Source organism: Enterobacter cloacae complex sp. GF14B, from assembly GCF_004136805.1.
Lineage (GTDB): Bacteria > Pseudomonadota > Gammaproteobacteria > Enterobacterales > Enterobacteriaceae > Enterobacter > Enterobacter hormaechei_C.
The window spans coordinates 17,859-33,770 of sequence record NZ_QFRV01000011.1; the positions used below are offsets into that span (position 1 = coordinate 17,859).

Annotated in this window: 12 protein-coding genes and 4 tRNA genes; 6 read left to right on the forward strand and 10 right to left on the reverse strand. The window is 55.4% G+C overall.

The window, feature by feature from the left end; genetic code table 11:
- Positions 1 to 63 precede the first annotated feature (63 nt).
- Positions 64 to 384, forward strand: a complete 321-nt coding sequence (gene cyaY, locus DD606_RS06010) for an iron donor protein CyaY (protein WP_003860816.1) — start codon at positions 64 to 66, stop codon at positions 382 to 384.
- Between the two features lie 91 nt (positions 385 to 475).
- Here the strand turns inward: cyaY and cyaA are convergent, their stop codons facing one another.
- Positions 476 to 3,019, reverse strand: coding sequence for a class I adenylate cyclase (gene cyaA, locus DD606_RS06015; protein WP_022650172.1), 2,544 nt, complete (start codon positions 3,017 to 3,019; stop codon positions 476 to 478).
- A gap of 350 nt (positions 3,020 to 3,369) precedes the next feature.
- Between cyaA and hemC the strand changes: the two genes are divergently transcribed.
- The 5 genes from hemC (at position 3,370) to DD606_RS06045 (ending at position 8,843) form a co-directional block, all read left to right on the forward strand.
- On the forward strand, positions 3,370 to 4,311 hold the full coding sequence (gene hemC, locus DD606_RS06025; protein WP_032628002.1) for a hydroxymethylbilane synthase: 942 nt from the start codon (positions 3,370 to 3,372) through the stop codon (positions 4,309 to 4,311).
- Positions 4,308 to 5,048 (forward strand): uroporphyrinogen-III synthase, encoded by a 741-nt coding sequence (gene hemD, locus DD606_RS06030; RefSeq protein WP_045332949.1) that lies wholly within the window; start codon positions 4,308 to 4,310, stop codon positions 5,046 to 5,048. The genes hemC and hemD overlap by 4 nt, the downstream gene beginning before the upstream one ends.
- A gap of 20 nt (positions 5,049 to 5,068) precedes the next feature.
- Positions 5,069 to 6,262: a uroporphyrinogen-III C-methyltransferase gene (gene hemX / locus DD606_RS06035; protein WP_006812379.1), complete on the forward strand. Its 1,194-nt coding sequence runs from the start codon at positions 5,069 to 5,071 to the stop codon at positions 6,260 to 6,262.
- Between the two features lie 2 nt (positions 6,263 to 6,264).
- Positions 6,265 to 7,464, forward strand: coding sequence for a protoheme IX biogenesis protein HemY (gene hemY / locus DD606_RS06040; protein WP_026080629.1), 1,200 nt, complete (start codon positions 6,265 to 6,267; stop codon positions 7,462 to 7,464).
- A gap of 167 nt (positions 7,465 to 7,631) precedes the next feature.
- Positions 7,632 to 8,843: a hypothetical protein gene (locus DD606_RS06045; protein ID WP_050871032.1), complete on the forward strand. Its 1,212-nt coding sequence runs from the start codon at positions 7,632 to 7,634 to the stop codon at positions 8,841 to 8,843.
- 505 nt (positions 8,844 to 9,348) lie between these two features.
- On the opposite strand, the gene DD606_RS06050 is transcribed toward DD606_RS06045, so the two are convergent.
- The 9 genes from DD606_RS06050 to wzxE form a co-directional block, all read right to left on the reverse strand.
- A tRNA-Pro gene (locus tag DD606_RS06050) sits at positions 9,349 to 9,425 on the reverse strand.
- A 44-nt stretch (positions 9,426 to 9,469) separates the two neighbouring features.
- Positions 9,470 to 9,556 (reverse strand) — tRNA-Leu (locus DD606_RS06055).
- 21 nt (positions 9,557 to 9,577) lie between these two features.
- Positions 9,578 to 9,653: transfer RNA gene (locus DD606_RS06060), tRNA-His, on the reverse strand.
- A gap of 67 nt (positions 9,654 to 9,720) precedes the next feature.
- Positions 9,721 to 9,797, reverse strand: a tRNA-Arg gene (locus DD606_RS06065).
- Positions 9,798 to 9,899: 102 nt separating this feature from the next.
- Positions 9,900 to 11,285, reverse strand: a complete 1,386-nt coding sequence (locus DD606_RS06070; protein WP_017693946.1) for an amino acid permease — start codon at positions 11,283 to 11,285, stop codon at positions 9,900 to 9,902.
- Positions 11,286 to 11,483: 198 nt separating this feature from the next.
- On the reverse strand, positions 11,484 to 12,224 hold the full coding sequence (wecG, locus tag DD606_RS06075) for a lipopolysaccharide N-acetylmannosaminouronosyltransferase (protein ID WP_022646653.1): 741 nt from the start codon (positions 12,222 to 12,224) through the stop codon (positions 11,484 to 11,486).
- Between the two features lie 12 nt (positions 12,225 to 12,236).
- Positions 12,237 to 13,589, reverse strand: a complete 1,353-nt coding sequence (wzyE, locus tag DD606_RS06080) for an ECA oligosaccharide polymerase (protein ID WP_023323983.1) — start codon at positions 13,587 to 13,589, stop codon at positions 12,237 to 12,239.
- A complete protein-coding gene (locus DD606_RS06085) occupies positions 13,586 to 14,665 on the reverse strand; it encodes a TDP-N-acetylfucosamine:lipid II N-acetylfucosaminyltransferase (protein WP_022650167.1) in 1,080 nt (359 codons plus the stop codon). Before DD606_RS06085 ends, wzyE begins: the two co-directional genes overlap by 4 nt.
- Positions 14,662 to 15,912, reverse strand: coding sequence for a lipid III flippase WzxE (gene wzxE, locus DD606_RS06090; protein WP_129258358.1), 1,251 nt, complete (start codon positions 15,910 to 15,912; stop codon positions 14,662 to 14,664). The genes DD606_RS06085 and wzxE overlap by 4 nt, the downstream gene beginning before the upstream one ends.

A 15,912-nucleotide genomic window follows, 5' to 3' on the forward strand; every position in this document is an offset into this window, starting at 1 on the left:
TTTCCTGCAACGGGAATTATTTAGCGTTATACTGCCGCCATCACGAAAAACAGGAATAAAACTATGAACGACAGTGAATTTCATCGCCTTGCCGATACCCTGTGGATGACCATCGAAGAGCGTATCGACGACTGGGACGGCGACAGCGATATCGATTGTGAAATCAACGGCGGGATCCTGACCTTAAGCTTCGAAAACGGCAGCAAGATTATTATTAACCGTCAGGAGCCGCTTCACCAGGTGTGGCTGGCGGCGAAACAGGGCGGCTATCACTTTGATCTGAAAGGTGACGAGTGGGTCTGCGACCGCAGCGGCGAAACGTTCTGGGATCTGCTGGAGCAGGCGGCGACCGCGCAGGCGGGTGAGGACGTGAGTTTCAGGTAGTTTTGTTGCCCGGTGGCGGCTACGCCTTACCGGGCCTACAACGGCTCGAACCGTAGGCCGGGTAAGCGATAGCGCCACCCGGCGAAAAGCCTCAGGAAAAATACTGCTGCAACAGCGGCGCAGTTTCCTGGTTAGCGGGCGCCGCAGGGGTAATCGCCTGCGTACGGAACGGGATCACCTGCGCTCGCCCATCCACATTCACAATCTGGTAGAACTGCGGCAGGTTGAAGTTGATAAAGCTTGAGCCGTAGGTAAAGCGATCGTGCGAAGACGAATAGAAGCGGCTGACGTCGCGCACCAGCTCCTCTTTGCTGCCTTCACAGTGGTGATACACCTCGGCACGGTTGGTTTCATCCAGAATGTAGATGTTAAACCCGGCATTATCGCCCGACTCTTCGAAGAAGAACTGAATAATCCCTTCACTCGCAAAGCCATCCACCACTTGCGGCAGCTTAACGTGGTTGGTTTCCACCTGAACCGACAGGCCATGCAGTTTGTTGTGTGAAATCGCGCCGTAGAATTCAATGGCGTTCTCCAGCTTCTGCACCGACACGTTCAGGCGCTCAAAGAACAGGCCCCAGGTCTGGCCGGAGACGCGCAGCGCTTTAAAGCGCCCGGTTTCCTGACGGGTGCTGGAGAGACGCAGTTCGATGCACTCAGACACCAGCTGCTGCACGCGGGTACGAATCAGGCCGCGCAGGTGCTGGCTGTAGCAGAACACCTCCACGCTGTCCGGGGGTGCGGCATCCTGGTGCATCTTGCCGAGGATCGTTTTCAGCGCCTCGATCATCGCCTGCTCGCCGTTAAAGTGTAAGGTACGCACTTCGTTCCACGAGTTGCGGTACAGCAGATCCACGCTACCCACCAGGCAGTTTTGCTGCTCGCCGAAGCTAAAGACGTCCAGCTTGCGGAAGTCAAAGTGAACCACCTGATTGCGGAAGGCCGCCGTCGGGTCGTATTCCAGGTTGACGATGATCGCCAGATGGCGAATCTCACACGGGCTGTAGAGCGCTTTTGGCGTCGGCGCAGGCAGACGCAGCGGGAAGTGGTGCGAGACATCCGCCACCATCTCCTGCAACTTGGCTAAATCGACCACCTCGTTACCCTTGATAAACAACCGGGTGCGTGAGGTGAGAAGGCCGTTAAACCAGGCCCAGGCCACCAGCTTGTTCAGATAGCGGTTATATTCCAGCGGCTGATGGCTGATGATCGAATCCATGCTTGGCGCACGGTTGTACAGATACCACCCGGTGCGGTTTGCGCGGCCCGGCGGCACGTAGATAAAGGTCAGATTCGGCTCAGACAGGTCAGGCGAAATCTGTGGGTTAACCAGCGTAACCTTGCCCGGCAACGCTTCAAACGCGGCGTACAGTTTACGGGTCAGCACCCCGATATCCTGTGGGCTGGCAGAAACGCTAAGGTTGTTACGGCGGGCAAAGCGGATCAGGTTGCGGTAGCTCTGCATCATCGCATCAAGCAGTTCGTTGTGCGCCTCGCGCACCTGATCGATCTTCCAGTTGGCGCGGTTGTCCAGCATGGCGAGACGCGCTTCGTCCCATCCCCACTCTTTGACTAACTGGCTGACGACTTCACGACGCCAGCCCACGCAGGCGCGTTCGCGGCTCAGTTTTTCACAAACTTTGAGATAGAAACATCGACGCACCAGGTCAAGACGCGTGGCGTCCTCAATGGCTGTCAGGTATTCGGTGACGCGTTCCAGCATCATGCAGTAGGCATCAAGCCCGTAGGAGACGATCTCCCCGTCGTGCAGACGCTGTTTAATATCTTTCGCCAGCAGGCGCGGCGTGGGGTATTCCCAGGAGTAAGCTTCCAGCAGCAGGGTTTTCAGCACCGCTTTGTATGGTGAATCAATGCTCTTATAAAGCTGCCAGAGGCTTGCGCCAAAGTACTCTTCGGCGGACAGGGAGCTCAGGCCGCCCAGATCCAGCCACTCGTTTGGCGTCAGAACGCCCTGCGAGTAAAGCGACATGACGTAGTCGTCATAATTCTCTTCTTCATCGCACGGCACCATATTCCACAGAATACGTTTCCCGGCCAGGCGAACGGCAGTACGGTAAAACTCATCCAGCAACAGGATGTGCTGAGTCGAGCCGCAGTCTTCACCACCCAGACTGCCGCTTTCGTTATGGCGGAAACGGTTTTCATCAATCAGGAAGAAGCTCACTTCCACGCCGAGCGACGCCGCCCAGCTCTCCAGCAGGCTGCATTTACGCTGCAACAGCTGGCGCTCTTCATTGTCGAGCCAGGACTGATGGCAGACCCAGATATCCAGGTCAGAAGAGCAGCTTTGCCCAACCGATGATGTGCTGCCCATGGAGTAAACCCCAGTAATCGGTAGCTCGCCTTTCGGCGAATCCTGCGGCGGCATACCACGGTAGAGTTCAAGTTCAGTCAGGTAATGCTGTTGGGTTTCATCAGGCGTGAAGAGGCAAATGCCCTGGGGAACGTTACCATCGAGGTAACCCGGCATTAGCGGATGGTGATAGTGCAACAATGTCGGCAGAAGACTGTATACCTGCTGGAAAGCAGGGCCCATGGCAGCAAGCGCGCGATCCACGCGCAATTGATTGATGGCATCCAGTCTCTGTTTCAGAGTCTCAATATAGAGGTACAAGACGTATCGCCTGATGTTTCCGGGTGTCGCATGCCAGTCAGAACAGAAAAAGCAGCGGACCCGCAGTATTTCAAAAAATAACCGTTACCCTTTTTTCGCCTTTTGCTTTTCTGGTGGTACAGACGAAAAAATGGTCTAAAACGTGATCAATTTAACACCTTGCCGGTTGACCGTAAAGAAAGATGCGCTACATACAAGTGTAGCACCGTTCTGTACGTGTAAATTCCTGAATACGGCGATGGCTGACGAATACGCCGCCCTGTCCCTCTCACTCTTCATCAACCGTAAAACTGCCATCCGAGTGTCAACAATGTTAGGATGGTTAGCGATTGATAATGACGGTAACAAGCATGTTAGACAATGTTTTGAGAATTGCCACACGCCAAAGTCCTCTTGCACTCTGGCAGGCACATTATGTTAAGCAGCGCCTGGAAGCCTGCCACACCGGATTACGCGTTGAGCTGGTGCCAATGGTTACGCGTGGCGATGTCATACTGGATACGCCGCTGGCCAAAGTGGGCGGAAAAGGTCTGTTTGTCAAAGAGCTGGAGCTGGCATTGCTTGAGAACCGCGCCGATATCGCCGTGCATTCGATGAAGGATGTGCCCGTTGAGTTCCCGGAAGGGCTGGGGCTGGTGACCATCTGCGAGCGCGAGGATCCGCGCGATGCGTTTGTCTCTAATCGATATGACTCGCTCGATGCGTTGCCGGCAGGCAGCGTGGTCGGCACGTCAAGTTTACGCCGCCAGTGTCAGCTGGCTGAACGTCGCCCGGATCTGGTGATCCGTTCGCTGCGCGGGAACGTCGGCACACGCCTTGGCAAGCTGGATAACGGCGACTACGATGCCATTATTCTTGCGGTTGCGGGCCTGAAACGCCTGGGGCTGGAAGAACGTATTCGCGTGGCGTTGCCGCCGGAGCTGTCGCTCCCCGCCGTCGGCCAGGGCGCCGTCGGCATTGAGTGTCGTCTGGATGATGTGCGCACTCAGGCACTGCTGGCGCCGCTGAATCATGACGATACCGCCGTTCGCGTAAAAGCCGAGCGCGCGATGAATACACGCCTCGAAGGAGGCTGTCAGGTGCCAATTGGCAGCTATGCTGAATTAACTGACGGTGAACTGTGGCTGCGTGCGCTGGTTGGCGCGCCGGACGGCTCGCATATGGTTCGCGGTGAACGTCGCGGCAAACCGCAAGATGCCGAGGCGCTTGGCGTATCGCTGGCGGAAGAGCTGCTAAATAACGGCGCACGTGAAATTCTGGCCGAGGTCTATAACGGAGAGCCCCCTGCATGAGCATACTTGTCACCCGCCCTTCTCCCGCAGGAGAGCAGTTAGTGAGCCGTCTGCGCGCACTGGGGCAGGTGGCCTGGAGTTTTCCGCTGATTGAATTCTCCCCCGGTCGCGAGCTGCCTGAGCTCGCTGACCAGATGCGTCTCTTGCAGGAAGGCGATCTGCTCTTTGCGCTGTCGCAGCATGCCGTGGAGTTTGCCCATGCGCAGCTGCAACAACAGGGCGTTCGCTGGCCTCACGCCCCCCGCTATTTCGCCATCGGGCGCACTACGGCGCTGGCCTTACATACCGCGAGCGGAATCGATGTTCGTTACCCGTTAGATCGGGAAATCAGCGAAGTCTTGCTACAATTACCTGAATTACAAAACATTGCGGGAAAGCGCACACTTATTTTGCGCGGCAACGGTGGCCGCGAACTGCTGGGCGAGACGCTGCGCGAACGCGGCGCAGACGTGACGTTTGTGGAGTGCTATCAGCGCTGTGCAAAACACTATGATGGCGCGGAAGAAGCAATGCGCTGGCACGCCCGCGGTATTAATACGCTGGTGGTCACCAGCGGTGAAATGTTACAACAGCTTTGGTCGCTGATTCCGCTTTGGTATCGCGAAAACTGGTTACTCCGCTGTCGGCTTCTGGTCGTCAGTGAGCGTCTGGCGAACCACGCCCGGGAACTGGGCTGGCAGGATATTCGGATCGCTGAAAACGCCGACAACGATGCGCTGCTGCGCGCATTACAATAACTCTCAAATGGGAAGCCATAATGACGGAACACGAAAAATCCTCCGCCGTGGTTGAAGAGACCAGGGAGACTGTGGACACCACGTCACAGCCAGAGACGACAGACACAACCGTTGAGAAGAAAAACGGCAGCAATAAAACCAGCCTCACGCTGAGCGTGATTGCCATCGCGATTGCGCTGGCCGCAGGCGTGGGTCTCTACGGACTGGTGAAGAAACAAGGCACCAACCAGACGGCCACCAGCGACGCGCTGGTTAACCAAATCACTGCCCTACAGAAAGCGCAGGAGACGCAAAAAGCTGAGCTGGAAGGTGTGATCAAACAGCAGGCTGCCGCCCTCGCCGACGCGAACAGCAAACGTGAAGAGTTGACCAAACAGCTGAGCGAAGTGCAGGAAAAAGTCGCCACAATTTCGGGAACCGATGCCAAAACCTGGCTACTTTCACAGGCCGATTTTCTGGTGAAACTAGCTGGGCGCAAGCTCTGGAGCGATCAGGATGTCACCACCGCCGCCGCGCTGCTGAAAAGCGCCGACGCAAGCCTGGCTGATATGAACGATCCGAGCCTCATCAACGCACGCCGCGCTATTACGGAAGATATCGCCAGCCTGTCCGCGGTTTCTCAGGTCGACTACGACGGTATCATCCTTAAGGTGAATCAGCTCTCGAACCAGATTGATAACCTTCAGCTGGCCGATAACAACGACGATGACTCTCCGATGGATTCCGACGGTACCGAGCTGTCCAGTTCCCTGAGCGAATGGCGTATCAACCTGCAAAAGAGCTGGCAGAACTTTATGGACAGCTTTATAACCATTCGCCGCCGCGATGAAACTGCCGTGCCGCTGCTGGCACCGAACCAGGACGTCTATCTACGCGAAAACATTCGTTCCCGCCTGTTGGTCGCGGCGCAGGCCGTGCCGCGTCACCAGGAAGAGACCTACAAACAGGCGCTGGATAACGTTTCAACCTGGGTACGTGCTTACTACGATACCAATGATGCAACCACGACCGCGTTCCTCGAGGATATCGACAAGCTGAGCCAGCAAAACATCACCATGAACGTACCGGACAAGCTGGAAAGTCAGCCGATTCTGGAGAAGATCATGCAGACGCGCGTGCGTAACTTGCTGGCCCAGCCGGGCGTTCCGGCAGAGCGTCCGGCTGAAGCACCTGCCGCCGCGCCAGCGCCTGAAAGCGCGCCGCAAGGAGAGTAATGATGCTAAAAGTCTTCTTACTCTTCATCCTGCTGATCGCCGGGATTGTACTGGGGCCGATGCTTGCGGGTCACCAGGGTTACGTATTGATCCAGACCGATAACTACAACATCGAAACCAGCGTAACAGGGCTGGTGATTATCCTGATCCTGGGTGTGGTCGTTCTGCTGGCAGTGGAGTGGCTCCTGCGTCGTATTTTCCGCACCGGCGTACATACGCGCGGCTGGTTCGTTGGCCGTAAGCGCCGTCGCGCCCGTAAGCAGACCGAGCAGGCATTGCTGAAGCTGGCCGAAGGCGACTATCAGCAGGTTGAAAAGCTAATGTCGAAAAATGCCGACCATGCAGAACAGCCGGTTGTTAACTATCTGCTGGCCGCTGAGGCGGCGCAACAGCGAGGCGATGAGGCCCGCGCCAATCAGCATCTTGAACGCGCGTCTGAGCTCTCTACTAAGGATCCGATTCCGGTTGAGATCACCCGCGTTCGTCTGCAACTGGCGCGCAATGAAAACCATGCCGCACGTCACGGCGTTGACCGTCTGCTGGAAATTACCCCTCGTCATCCGGAAGTGCTGCGTCTTGCTGAGCAGGCATATATTCGGACCGGTGCATGGGGCTCGCTGCTGGACATTATCCCTTCCATGGCGAAAGCCGACGTGGGTGATGATGAACATCGTGATGAACTTCAGCGTCTGGCCTGGATTGGCCTGATGGATCAGGCGCGCGCCGATCTCGGCAGCGACGGCCTGAAAACCTGGTGGAAAAACCAGAGCCGCAAAACGCGCCAGCAGGTTCCTCTTCAGGTTGCGATGGCAGAACATCTGATTGAGTGTGACGACCATGACACCGCGCAGGAGATCCTCCTCGACGGTCTCAAGCGACAGTATGATGACCGCCTGGTGATGGTCATCCCGCGTCTGAAAACCAACAATCCGGAACAAATTGAAAAAGCACTGCGCCAGCAGATCAAAACCGTGGGCGATCGTCCGCTGCTGTGGAGTACGCTGGGCCAGTCTCTGATGAAACACGGCGAGTGGCAGGAGGCGAGTCTCGCCTTCCGCGCCGCGCTGAAGCAACGCCCGGACGCATTTGATTACGCCTGGCTTGCTGATTCGCTGGACAAGCAACACAAGCCGGAAGAGGCCGCAGCTATGCGCCGTGATGGGCTGTTATTGACGTTGCAAAATAACGGAACGCAGCAGTAATTAACAGGAGGCCAGATGGCCTCCTTTTTTTATCTCATTTCTCCTGCTACATTCTTTTAACACTTATCTGCAAACGAACCCGCCAATGTAACGATGTCTTTTCCTTAACTTTTTTTTGCACACGCGCTTACCCGCGTGGAATAAACCGTTTCTGAAAGGATATCGTCATGAACTCGCTTTTATATGCGCTTTTCGAAGCGCTGCGGTGCCATCGCTGGCTCCGCCTGCTGGCCTGCGCCTTTATCTTTAGCTCCCTGGGTAATGGCTTAACTCAGGTTGTTGTTTTCGGATTATTGTTACAGTGGTCAGCCCCGTCAGCGCTGTTAACCCTCGCCTTCCTTTTTGCTACGGTGCCCGGTTATATCGGCAGCCTGATTGGTGAAAAGCTGTGCCAGCGGTTTTCACCTCTCTACCTGTTGATGCTGACCGAATGGCTGGGCTTGCTCGCCCTGCTCTTTCCCCTTTCAGGCGCACATTACCACAGCATACCGGCGCTGCTTGCGGTGCAATCCACAGAAGCGTTGCTGAGCGGGATGAGCTGGCCTGCGTTAACGCTTCTGTTTAAACGCGGACTGCATGAGGCAGAACTGCCTGCGGCAACGTGTCTGGAAAATGTGGTTTTTGCCTCCCAGGTTTTGTTAGGAACCGGGCTGGGTGTAGTGTTGTTCCAGCGCATCCCGGTCTTCGCCTTACTGGTCATCGACGCCGCCAGTTTTATGGGATCGCTGGTCATGCTGTTTCTCGCAGAACGCCAGTATGTAGCGCGTCCAGCACCGTTGCCTGTCGGGGACCCTCAACCTGTGGCATTGCGCTGGCAAACTCTGACCCTTCGACAAAAACGCAGTTTGCTGATTTTGCCTGCCCTTGCTGCCGTAGGCTCGCCTGCAATGGCGTTGCTGCCAGCACTGGCGCAGCAGATCAACCCCGAGAATGCCGCTGGGCTTGCGCTGCCCTTGCTTTTTGCCAGAAGTCTGGGACAGCTTTGTGGCCCCTTGCTGCTCAGAAAAGAGAGTCTGACGCGCTTTGCAGCAAGATCGCCTTTGCTACTTAGCTGTCTTGCTCTTTTTCTGGCAGCCTATGGGTTGCTTCCGTTTTTATCCGCATGGGTCGTGCTTGCGCTGGGGATGATCTTTATCGCGCATCTGGCGTCGAATATCGTTTTTGCGGCGGGTACGTTTGGGGTACTGAGTAATTTTCAGGCTATACAGATATCCGCTGCCAGCGGTAAGGCCTGGCGCTGGCAAACGTTGAGCGCTTCCCTTTTTACGGGCCTCGCCGCAATGACGGCGACGATATTGGGAGCGGCTCAGACGCTATATGCTGTCTCTGCTATCGCACTGCTGTTGGTGGCGCTGGTCCTGGCCCATTATCGTGAATAAGGCATAAAAAAACGCCTGCTATAAAAGCAGGCGTTAAAACAGGTCTGTAAGACAACATATTTGGTGCTTCACTCAACGTTGTGTCCATGGTGTCTGATGAGGCCGAAGCGACATCTGTCAGTGGACGATAAGCACCGTAAACGGCTCTGCGTCATTCCTGAGTTTATGAGGCCTTAAGGCGAACATAAGAGATGGAATGAGCATCTACACGCATATTATTGCATGTAATGTGCCAGGTTTACACGCAGAACTTTTACATCGCGCAACATTTTAAGATAAAAGGAAATTATGCTGTTAAGAACCGCCTGAAGCCATACAACATCGCGCTAAAGTCGGTGATCTGTCGCCACAAGGAGACAGGTTAAGAGGTAAAATAATAAATACTTAAATATTAATGGTTTATATGTCGCTGAATCGCGACAAGGATGTGGGGTGTTGTCGGGAAATGACTACAGGATAAAAAAACGCAGAAAACAAAAAACCCCGCCGAAGCGGGGTTCAAAATTGGTCGGCGAGAGAGGATTCGAACCTCCGACCCACTGGTCCCAAACCAGTTGCGCTACCAAGCTGCGCTACTCGCCGATGTACTGCTTTTTTGAATTTTTAGTTCAACTCATTAAAAGTCGTGGTGCGAGGGGGGGGACTTGAACCCCCACGTCCGTAAGAACACTAACACCTGAAGCTAGCGCGTCTACCAATTCCGCCACCTTCGCAATTCACAACTCTTTCAATAATGGGGTGGCTAATGGGATTCGAACCCACGACAACTGGAATCACAATCCAGGGCTCTACCAACTGAGCTATAGCCACCACTGTATTCTTTCACGCGGTTCTGACTACTTCTCAGACCACCGCAGCTCTAGCGCCGGGACTAAAATGGCGCGCCCGACAGGATTCGAACCTGAGACCTCTGCCTCCGGAGGGCAGCGCTCTATCCAGCTGAGCTACGGGCGCTTAGCGCCGTTGCGGGGCTGGATATTACGTACCTCCGTCCCCGCTGTCTAGTGCTTTTTTGAAAAAAATGCGCGTTTGGTTATGGTTTGCACATTTTGCCGCTTATTCCTCCACTTTATGGGCGGAGCCACGGCGACCCAGGCCAAAAAGTTTATATGCAGCTGTGACGGCAGCCAGGAAGATCATCCCGACAAACAGCGACATGCGGGTATCTTCATTAAAGTACATTCCAATTAATACGCAAATCAGGAACGCCATCGTCAAATAGTTCGCATACGGGAACAGAATGGAGCGGAACGGATGGCTGGCGATCGCTTTTTTGTGCGCCTGCCGGAAACGCAACTGGCTAATCAAAATGACAAACCACGGTACCATCCCCGGCAGCACGCTGGCGCTATAGACGTAAACAAACACGCGCTGCGGATTTGGGATGATGTAGTTCAGGCAAGAGCCAATCAGCAAAATCACAATCGACACCGCTACGCCCGCCACCGGTACACCTACGCGGGAGACTTTGCCCATCACAGCCGGCAGCTGTTTGTTTTGCGAGAGCGCGTAAAGCATACGCCCACAGCTGTACATTCCGCTGTTACAGCCGGAAAGCGCCGCCGTCAGTACCACAAAGTTGATAATGGCGGCTGCCGCCGTGATGCCAATCTTAGCGAAAGTTAAGACAAACGGGCTGCCGGTGGTGCCGATCTCGTTCCATGGGAAAATGGTCACGATAACGAAGATCGCGCCCACATAGAAAATCAGGATACGCCACAGCACCTTGCCTACCGCGCTACGCAGTGTGACCTGCGGGTTTTTCGCCTCACCGGCGGTAATGCCGATCAGCTCAACGCCCTGATAGGAGGCGACAACGATACAGAGCGCCGTCAGAAAGCCCTTCCAGCCACCCGCAAAAAAGCCGCCGTGCCCGGTCAGGTTACCGAAACCGATAGCGTGCCCGCCGTTACCGAAGCCAAAGAAGATGACACCCAGACCCACAACAATCATCACGATGATGGTGGTAACTTTGATCATCGCAAACCAGAACTCGATTTCACCGTAAAGACGAACGGCGGCAAGGTTCGCCAGCGCCACTAGCCCTACGGCAATAAGCGCAGGTATCCACTGGGCCATCTCCGGGAACCAGAACTGCACGTAGACCCCGATGGCGGTGATCTCCGAAATCCCGACGGCCATCCACATAAACCAGTACGACCAGGCCGTGAGATAACCAAAGAACGGGCTCATATACCGGTGGGCGTAAACGGCGAAAGAGCCCGTTACCGGCTCCAGGAACAGCATTTCGCCCATTGAGCGCATGATGAAGAAGACGAACAGTCCGGCAATAATATACGCCAGCAGGACGGAAGGCCCCGCCCATTTCAGCGTGCTTGCCGAGCCCATAAACAGGCCAACGCCGATAGTCCCGCCCAGCGCGATCAATTCAATATGTCGAGCTTCCAGCCCACGCTGAAGCTCCGGTTTTTTCTCTGCCATAATTCCTCGGTTGTGTTTGCTGTTTCCCGACTTATTGCCGGGTATTGTTTTTGAGGGGTACTGAAATACGGAGCGAATGGTTTCTTAAATTCTGGCAAATGGCAAACAATGCATTAAAAAAATGAATGCATTGCACAGAAATTCAGCAGCTTTGCAGGGGGCGTTGCAGCGCGAACAGCAGATCGCGCTGCATATTGATTACATTTTACCGGTGTAGTGCCAGGCGAGGTAGCGCAGAAGACGAATCTGTCGTTTGATTCGTGTCGGTTGAGAAAGCAGGCGGTAGAGCCACTCCAGCCCCAGGTTTTGCCAGACTTTGGGCGCACGCTTAACGTGGCCGGTAAAGACGTCGTAGGTGCCGCCGACGCCCATATAGAGCGCATCCGGGCTGACCAGACGGCAATCGCGCATCAGAATTTCCTGCCGCGGCGACCCCATGGCGACAGTGACAATTTTCGCCCCGCTGTCGCGCACGCGCTCATATAACGCCTGGCGATCTTCCGGCCTGAAATAGCCATCCTGACTGCCCACGATGTTAACATTCCACTGGTTACGCAGCTTTTGTTCGGTCTGCGCCAGCACCTCTGGCTTGCCGCCGATCAAAAATACCGGTGTGCCTTCAGCGCCTGCGCGTTCCATAAGCCGCTCCCAAAGGTCAGCTCCCGCCACGCGAGACACATTAGCGTCTGGAAACTTTTTACGAATTGAACGCACCACGCTAATACCGTCTGCGTATTTAAACTCCGCGGCTTCAATCAGGCTTTTCACTTCCGCATTATCTTCAACCGCCAGCATTTTTTCTGCGTTGATGGCCACAAGCGTGCCCGATTTCATCTGCCCGTCCGCGAACAGGAAATCCAGCGCGTGCTGCATGTCTCGCCAGCCAATCAGCTGTAGCCCGCGCAGCGCATAACGCGGGGCTGAAGTTGTATCCGTCATGATAATCCCTACTCAGACTTGCGACAGCGTTGTGCTGCCCTGTGGCTCACGTCTGTGCACAAGCCCTGCACTGTCAAACAACCAGTACAGCAGTTTTGCCAGCAGCAGACAGAGTCCGAAAACGACCATAAAGAACACCACGCGTGAGACGAATGAATCCAGCCCCTCGCGCGCCAGAACGATCATATTGAAAATGGCACCGAAACAGAAACTGTGCAAAACAGCGGCTTTGTAGCGGTTGGTCTCTTCGTTACCCAGCGTATATAGCCAGTCGAACCATTTTATTATCAACCCGACCGCGATCGCGCCCGGCAGGATAAACCACGTTCCGCCCATCACTACCAGCGAGCCAATCAGGGTTGGGGAAATCGCCAGGCCCGAATGGTTGTTCAGCACTTCCCAGGTAAAGTAGTTCGCCGTGTTCAGGACAATACCGGGACGGTCAGGCCACAGCCACGTCGGTATAAAGACATAGAAATCGCGAACAATCGGCGCCAGCCCCTGGAATTCGATTTTGTCGTAGTTTTGCAGCAGCAATGCCAGGTTTTCCCACGGCGAGAAGGTGTCGCGCGTCAGATACAGGAAGGTATAAAACGCTTCGTCGCCCGCCACGTTCAGTCCGTAGCGCTTCAGCGCCAGCCAGAACATCCCCACAATGCCAAAGACGCCTGCCGCCGCCAGCATCCACAGCGAGATCCAGCCGCGAATAATGCCGATAAACAGGAAAATCGCGAAGGCGATAATGATGTTGGCGCGGGTGCCGCCGACGATCATGTAGGTCAGAATGCCAAATGCGACGGTGCTGACCAGGAAGAACAGCCAGGCTTTGCTGTCCTGACGCAGGAAAAAGACCACCAGCATCGCCGGAATGAAGAAATAGAAGAAACGCTTGAGCGCGACACCAGAGACTTCGGCGGAGAAAATCTGGCTATAGGACTGTAACTTAAACAGTAAAAAGCCGTTATGCATGAAGAAGATCGCCACGCTGACGAGGGCGATGGTCATCAGCATAACCCACGTCAGATGGGTTTCTACCCGGTTCATGGTAAACAGCGGACGACGGGGTGCGGTGTCTTTCGCCGCGCGCAGGCGCGTTTTATAGGTGACGTAATACACCGCGTAGAAGCAGGTCGCAGAGAGCAGTGCCTGCAACAAGATTTCCGGCGGAGCGACGCCAACATCAAAGCGGAACACGAGGATGCTGGTCAGCGGGAAGCCAAAGAAAAAGGTCAGCAAAAACAGCAGCGAGAAGAAAACGTTGAAGTTAAAACGTACGCGCCGGAACTCAAACCAGGTGAGCGTGGCGATAAACAGCGTGCTCAGCAGCCAGACCACCAGCAAGCCGCTAAATTGCAACTGGCTCATGCGTTGTCTCCTGAAGCAATACGCAGCGCGTGGTGCCACGGCGTGAGGTAGTTCGGGCTGAAAAAGTCGATGCTATTTTTATCCACCAGCGTGAGCTGACGCTGCGCTTCCCGTACGACCTCGACATTAAGCGTGTCAGAGGTAAACAGCACCGGAATATGCTGTTCGGCCATGTCCTGCCAGAACGGGTTTTCGCGGTTGAGCACGCACGGTACGCCCGCCTGAATCAGCAGACACAGCGTACCAATCCCCTGCTGACGGGCAAAGATGAAATAGCCCAGATCGCATTTTCGCAGGAGCGCGAGATAGTCATCAAATTCCAGCTTATCGTTGAGAATGTGCAGATTTTCCGCGCTAAACAGCGCAAGCCCCTGCTGGCGAACGTCATTGATGTAGGCGTCGTTATTAGCGGGATAGCCCATCGGCACCACTACGTTCACCGTATCGCCAAACTGCTGATGTACCGCCCGCAGCGCCGCGACATGCTCGTTACTGCGATCGCCGGAATTTCCCACCAGGATGGTCAGTTTGCCCTCACGAATCGCGTCATTCGCCAGGGTGTTCAGCGCCGGATCCATACGGGTCGGAAAATAGAGCAGCTCCCCGCGAACCTTCGGGTGCTGTTTAGCAAAATAGTTGAGATCGCCACGGGTAGCAAAAACGCAGCCCACGCGCGCCTGGGCCAGACGACGCAGCGGATAGAAAAGACGGAATTTCCAGCCACGGGAGACTTCGTAGAGATCCGCTCCCCAGATATGCCAGCTGAACTGGGAAGGTTTTATCCCGCCGCTTAACAGCGCCAGCCACAGGCCAGTATTGAACTGTCCGTGGAAGAAGAAACGCTGGCTTCGGTCCGCTTTAGCTTTCGCGACAACGGCTTTGGTCAGCGCCGCTTTGTCTGGCCAGAAGGTGATGTGCAATGCCGGACACGCCGCGCTCAGACCGTTATCGCGTCCAACGACCATAAACTCGCGCGCATCGGGCGTGCCGGATGCCAGTTCATCATTGAAGAAACGTAGAACGGTCTGGTTGTGATGCGGGATATCCGATCCCAGTATGTGTATCAGTGCAGTCATGCGCGTTTACGCCAAAGTAAAAATACGCCGCAACAGGCAGCGAAATAAACGATATAAGTTGCCATATAGGCCTGAGCCGCCCCCAGCGCACCGTGGGTGGGGATCAGCCAGTGAGAAAATGCCGTCAGCAGCGCAAACTGGCCGATCTCTGCCAGGATATACAACCGCAGCGAAGCCTTCGCAATCACCAGATAGCCGAAAACGTATGCCCCCACTTTCAGCACATCGCCGACCAGTTGCCAGGCAAACAGATCGCGCATGGCGGTAAACTTCGCCGAAAACAGCAGCCAGATGGCGAAATCACGCAGTAACCAGACGGTAAAGCTGGCGATCGCAACCGCCGGCAATACAAAAAGCAGGGAGCGAAAAATCTCGCGGGTAATATCCTGCCTGGAAGTCAGGCGCGATAAGGTTGGCAGTAAATAGACGCTAAAGGAAGCCGTAATAAATTGGAGGTAAGCATCTGAAATGCTGCTCACGCCCTGCCAGATCCCCACTTCATCCCAGCTGTAATGCGCTGCCAGCAGGTTTCGCATCATCACGTAGGCAACGGGAAGCGTTACCGAAGTGATGAGCGCCATCAGGGTAAACTTACCGAGCTGCCCCGCCAGCATCTTGTCCCACTGCGGTTTCAGGTAATTCAGCGGGACATTGCCTCTGCGCATCAGCATAAACGCTGCCGGAATGACAACGAGCGCAGGCACCAGCGCCAGCCCCAGCAGCGCGCCTTCATAGCCGCCCAGCCGATAGCAAAAGTAGTAGGCGATAACGCCGATGATGCTGCCGAGGATCAGCGCCAGCGCATTCCCGGCGGCATCACGGAAGCCTTTCATCAGCGCCAGCAGCAGGTTTGCCCAGGCGATCCCCATCTGAACGAGCGCCACCAGGCGCACCAGCCCCTGATAATGCGTGTGTCCGAACAGCCCCTGGCTGATGGGTGCCGCCGCCAGCAAAAAGACGACGGCCAGCAACGTAGAGAAGCCCAGCACCATAGCCGAGGAGGTGCCCACCACCGTGCGGAGCTTTTCGGCATCGTCATGATGCTGCGCGACGTATTTGGTGACGCCATTGAATATCCCGGCTCCCGCCAGCACGCCAAGCACCGTGACCAGCTGGCGGAAGTTCCCTGCCAGCCCAACGCCTGACGGACCAAATGAGACGGCCAGCAGCTTGACGACCAGTAACCCGGCGCCAATTTTTACTAGCGTGGACGCTGCCGTCCACACCGACGCTTTTGCCAGAGACAT

Bases quoted from the DNA above. Each gene is read 5' to 3' on its own strand.
- wzxE (WP_129258358.1), bottom strand. From the start codon at position 15,912: ATGTCTCTGGCAAAAGCGTCGGTGTGGACGGCAGCGTCCACGCTAGTA.
- DD606_RS06045 (WP_050871032.1), top strand. From the start codon at position 7,632: ATGAACTCGCTTTTATATGCGCTTTTCGAAGCGCTGCGGTGCCATCGC.
- wzyE (WP_023323983.1), bottom strand. From the start codon at position 13,589: ATGAGCCAGTTGCAATTTAGCGGCTTGCTGGTGGTCTGGCTGCTGAGC.
- hemX (WP_006812379.1), top strand. From the start codon at position 5,069: ATGACGGAACACGAAAAATCCTCCGCCGTGGTTGAAGAGACCAGGGAG.
- cyaY (WP_003860816.1), top strand. From the start codon at position 64: ATGAACGACAGTGAATTTCATCGCCTTGCCGATACCCTGTGGATGACC.
- hemC (WP_032628002.1), top strand. From the start codon at position 3,370: ATGTTAGACAATGTTTTGAGAATTGCCACACGCCAAAGTCCTCTTGCA.
- DD606_RS06085 (WP_022650167.1), bottom strand. From the start codon at position 14,665: ATGACTGCACTGATACACATACTGGGATCGGATATCCCGCATCACAAC.
- hemY (WP_026080629.1), top strand. From the start codon at position 6,265: ATGCTAAAAGTCTTCTTACTCTTCATCCTGCTGATCGCCGGGATTGTA.
- DD606_RS06070 (WP_017693946.1), bottom strand. From the start codon at position 11,285: ATGGCAGAGAAAAAACCGGAGCTTCAGCGTGGGCTGGAAGCTCGACAT.
- hemD (WP_045332949.1), top strand. From the start codon at position 4,308: ATGAGCATACTTGTCACCCGCCCTTCTCCCGCAGGAGAGCAGTTAGTG.
- wecG (WP_022646653.1), bottom strand. From the start codon at position 12,224: ATGACGGATACAACTTCAGCCCCGCGTTATGCGCTGCGCGGGCTACAG.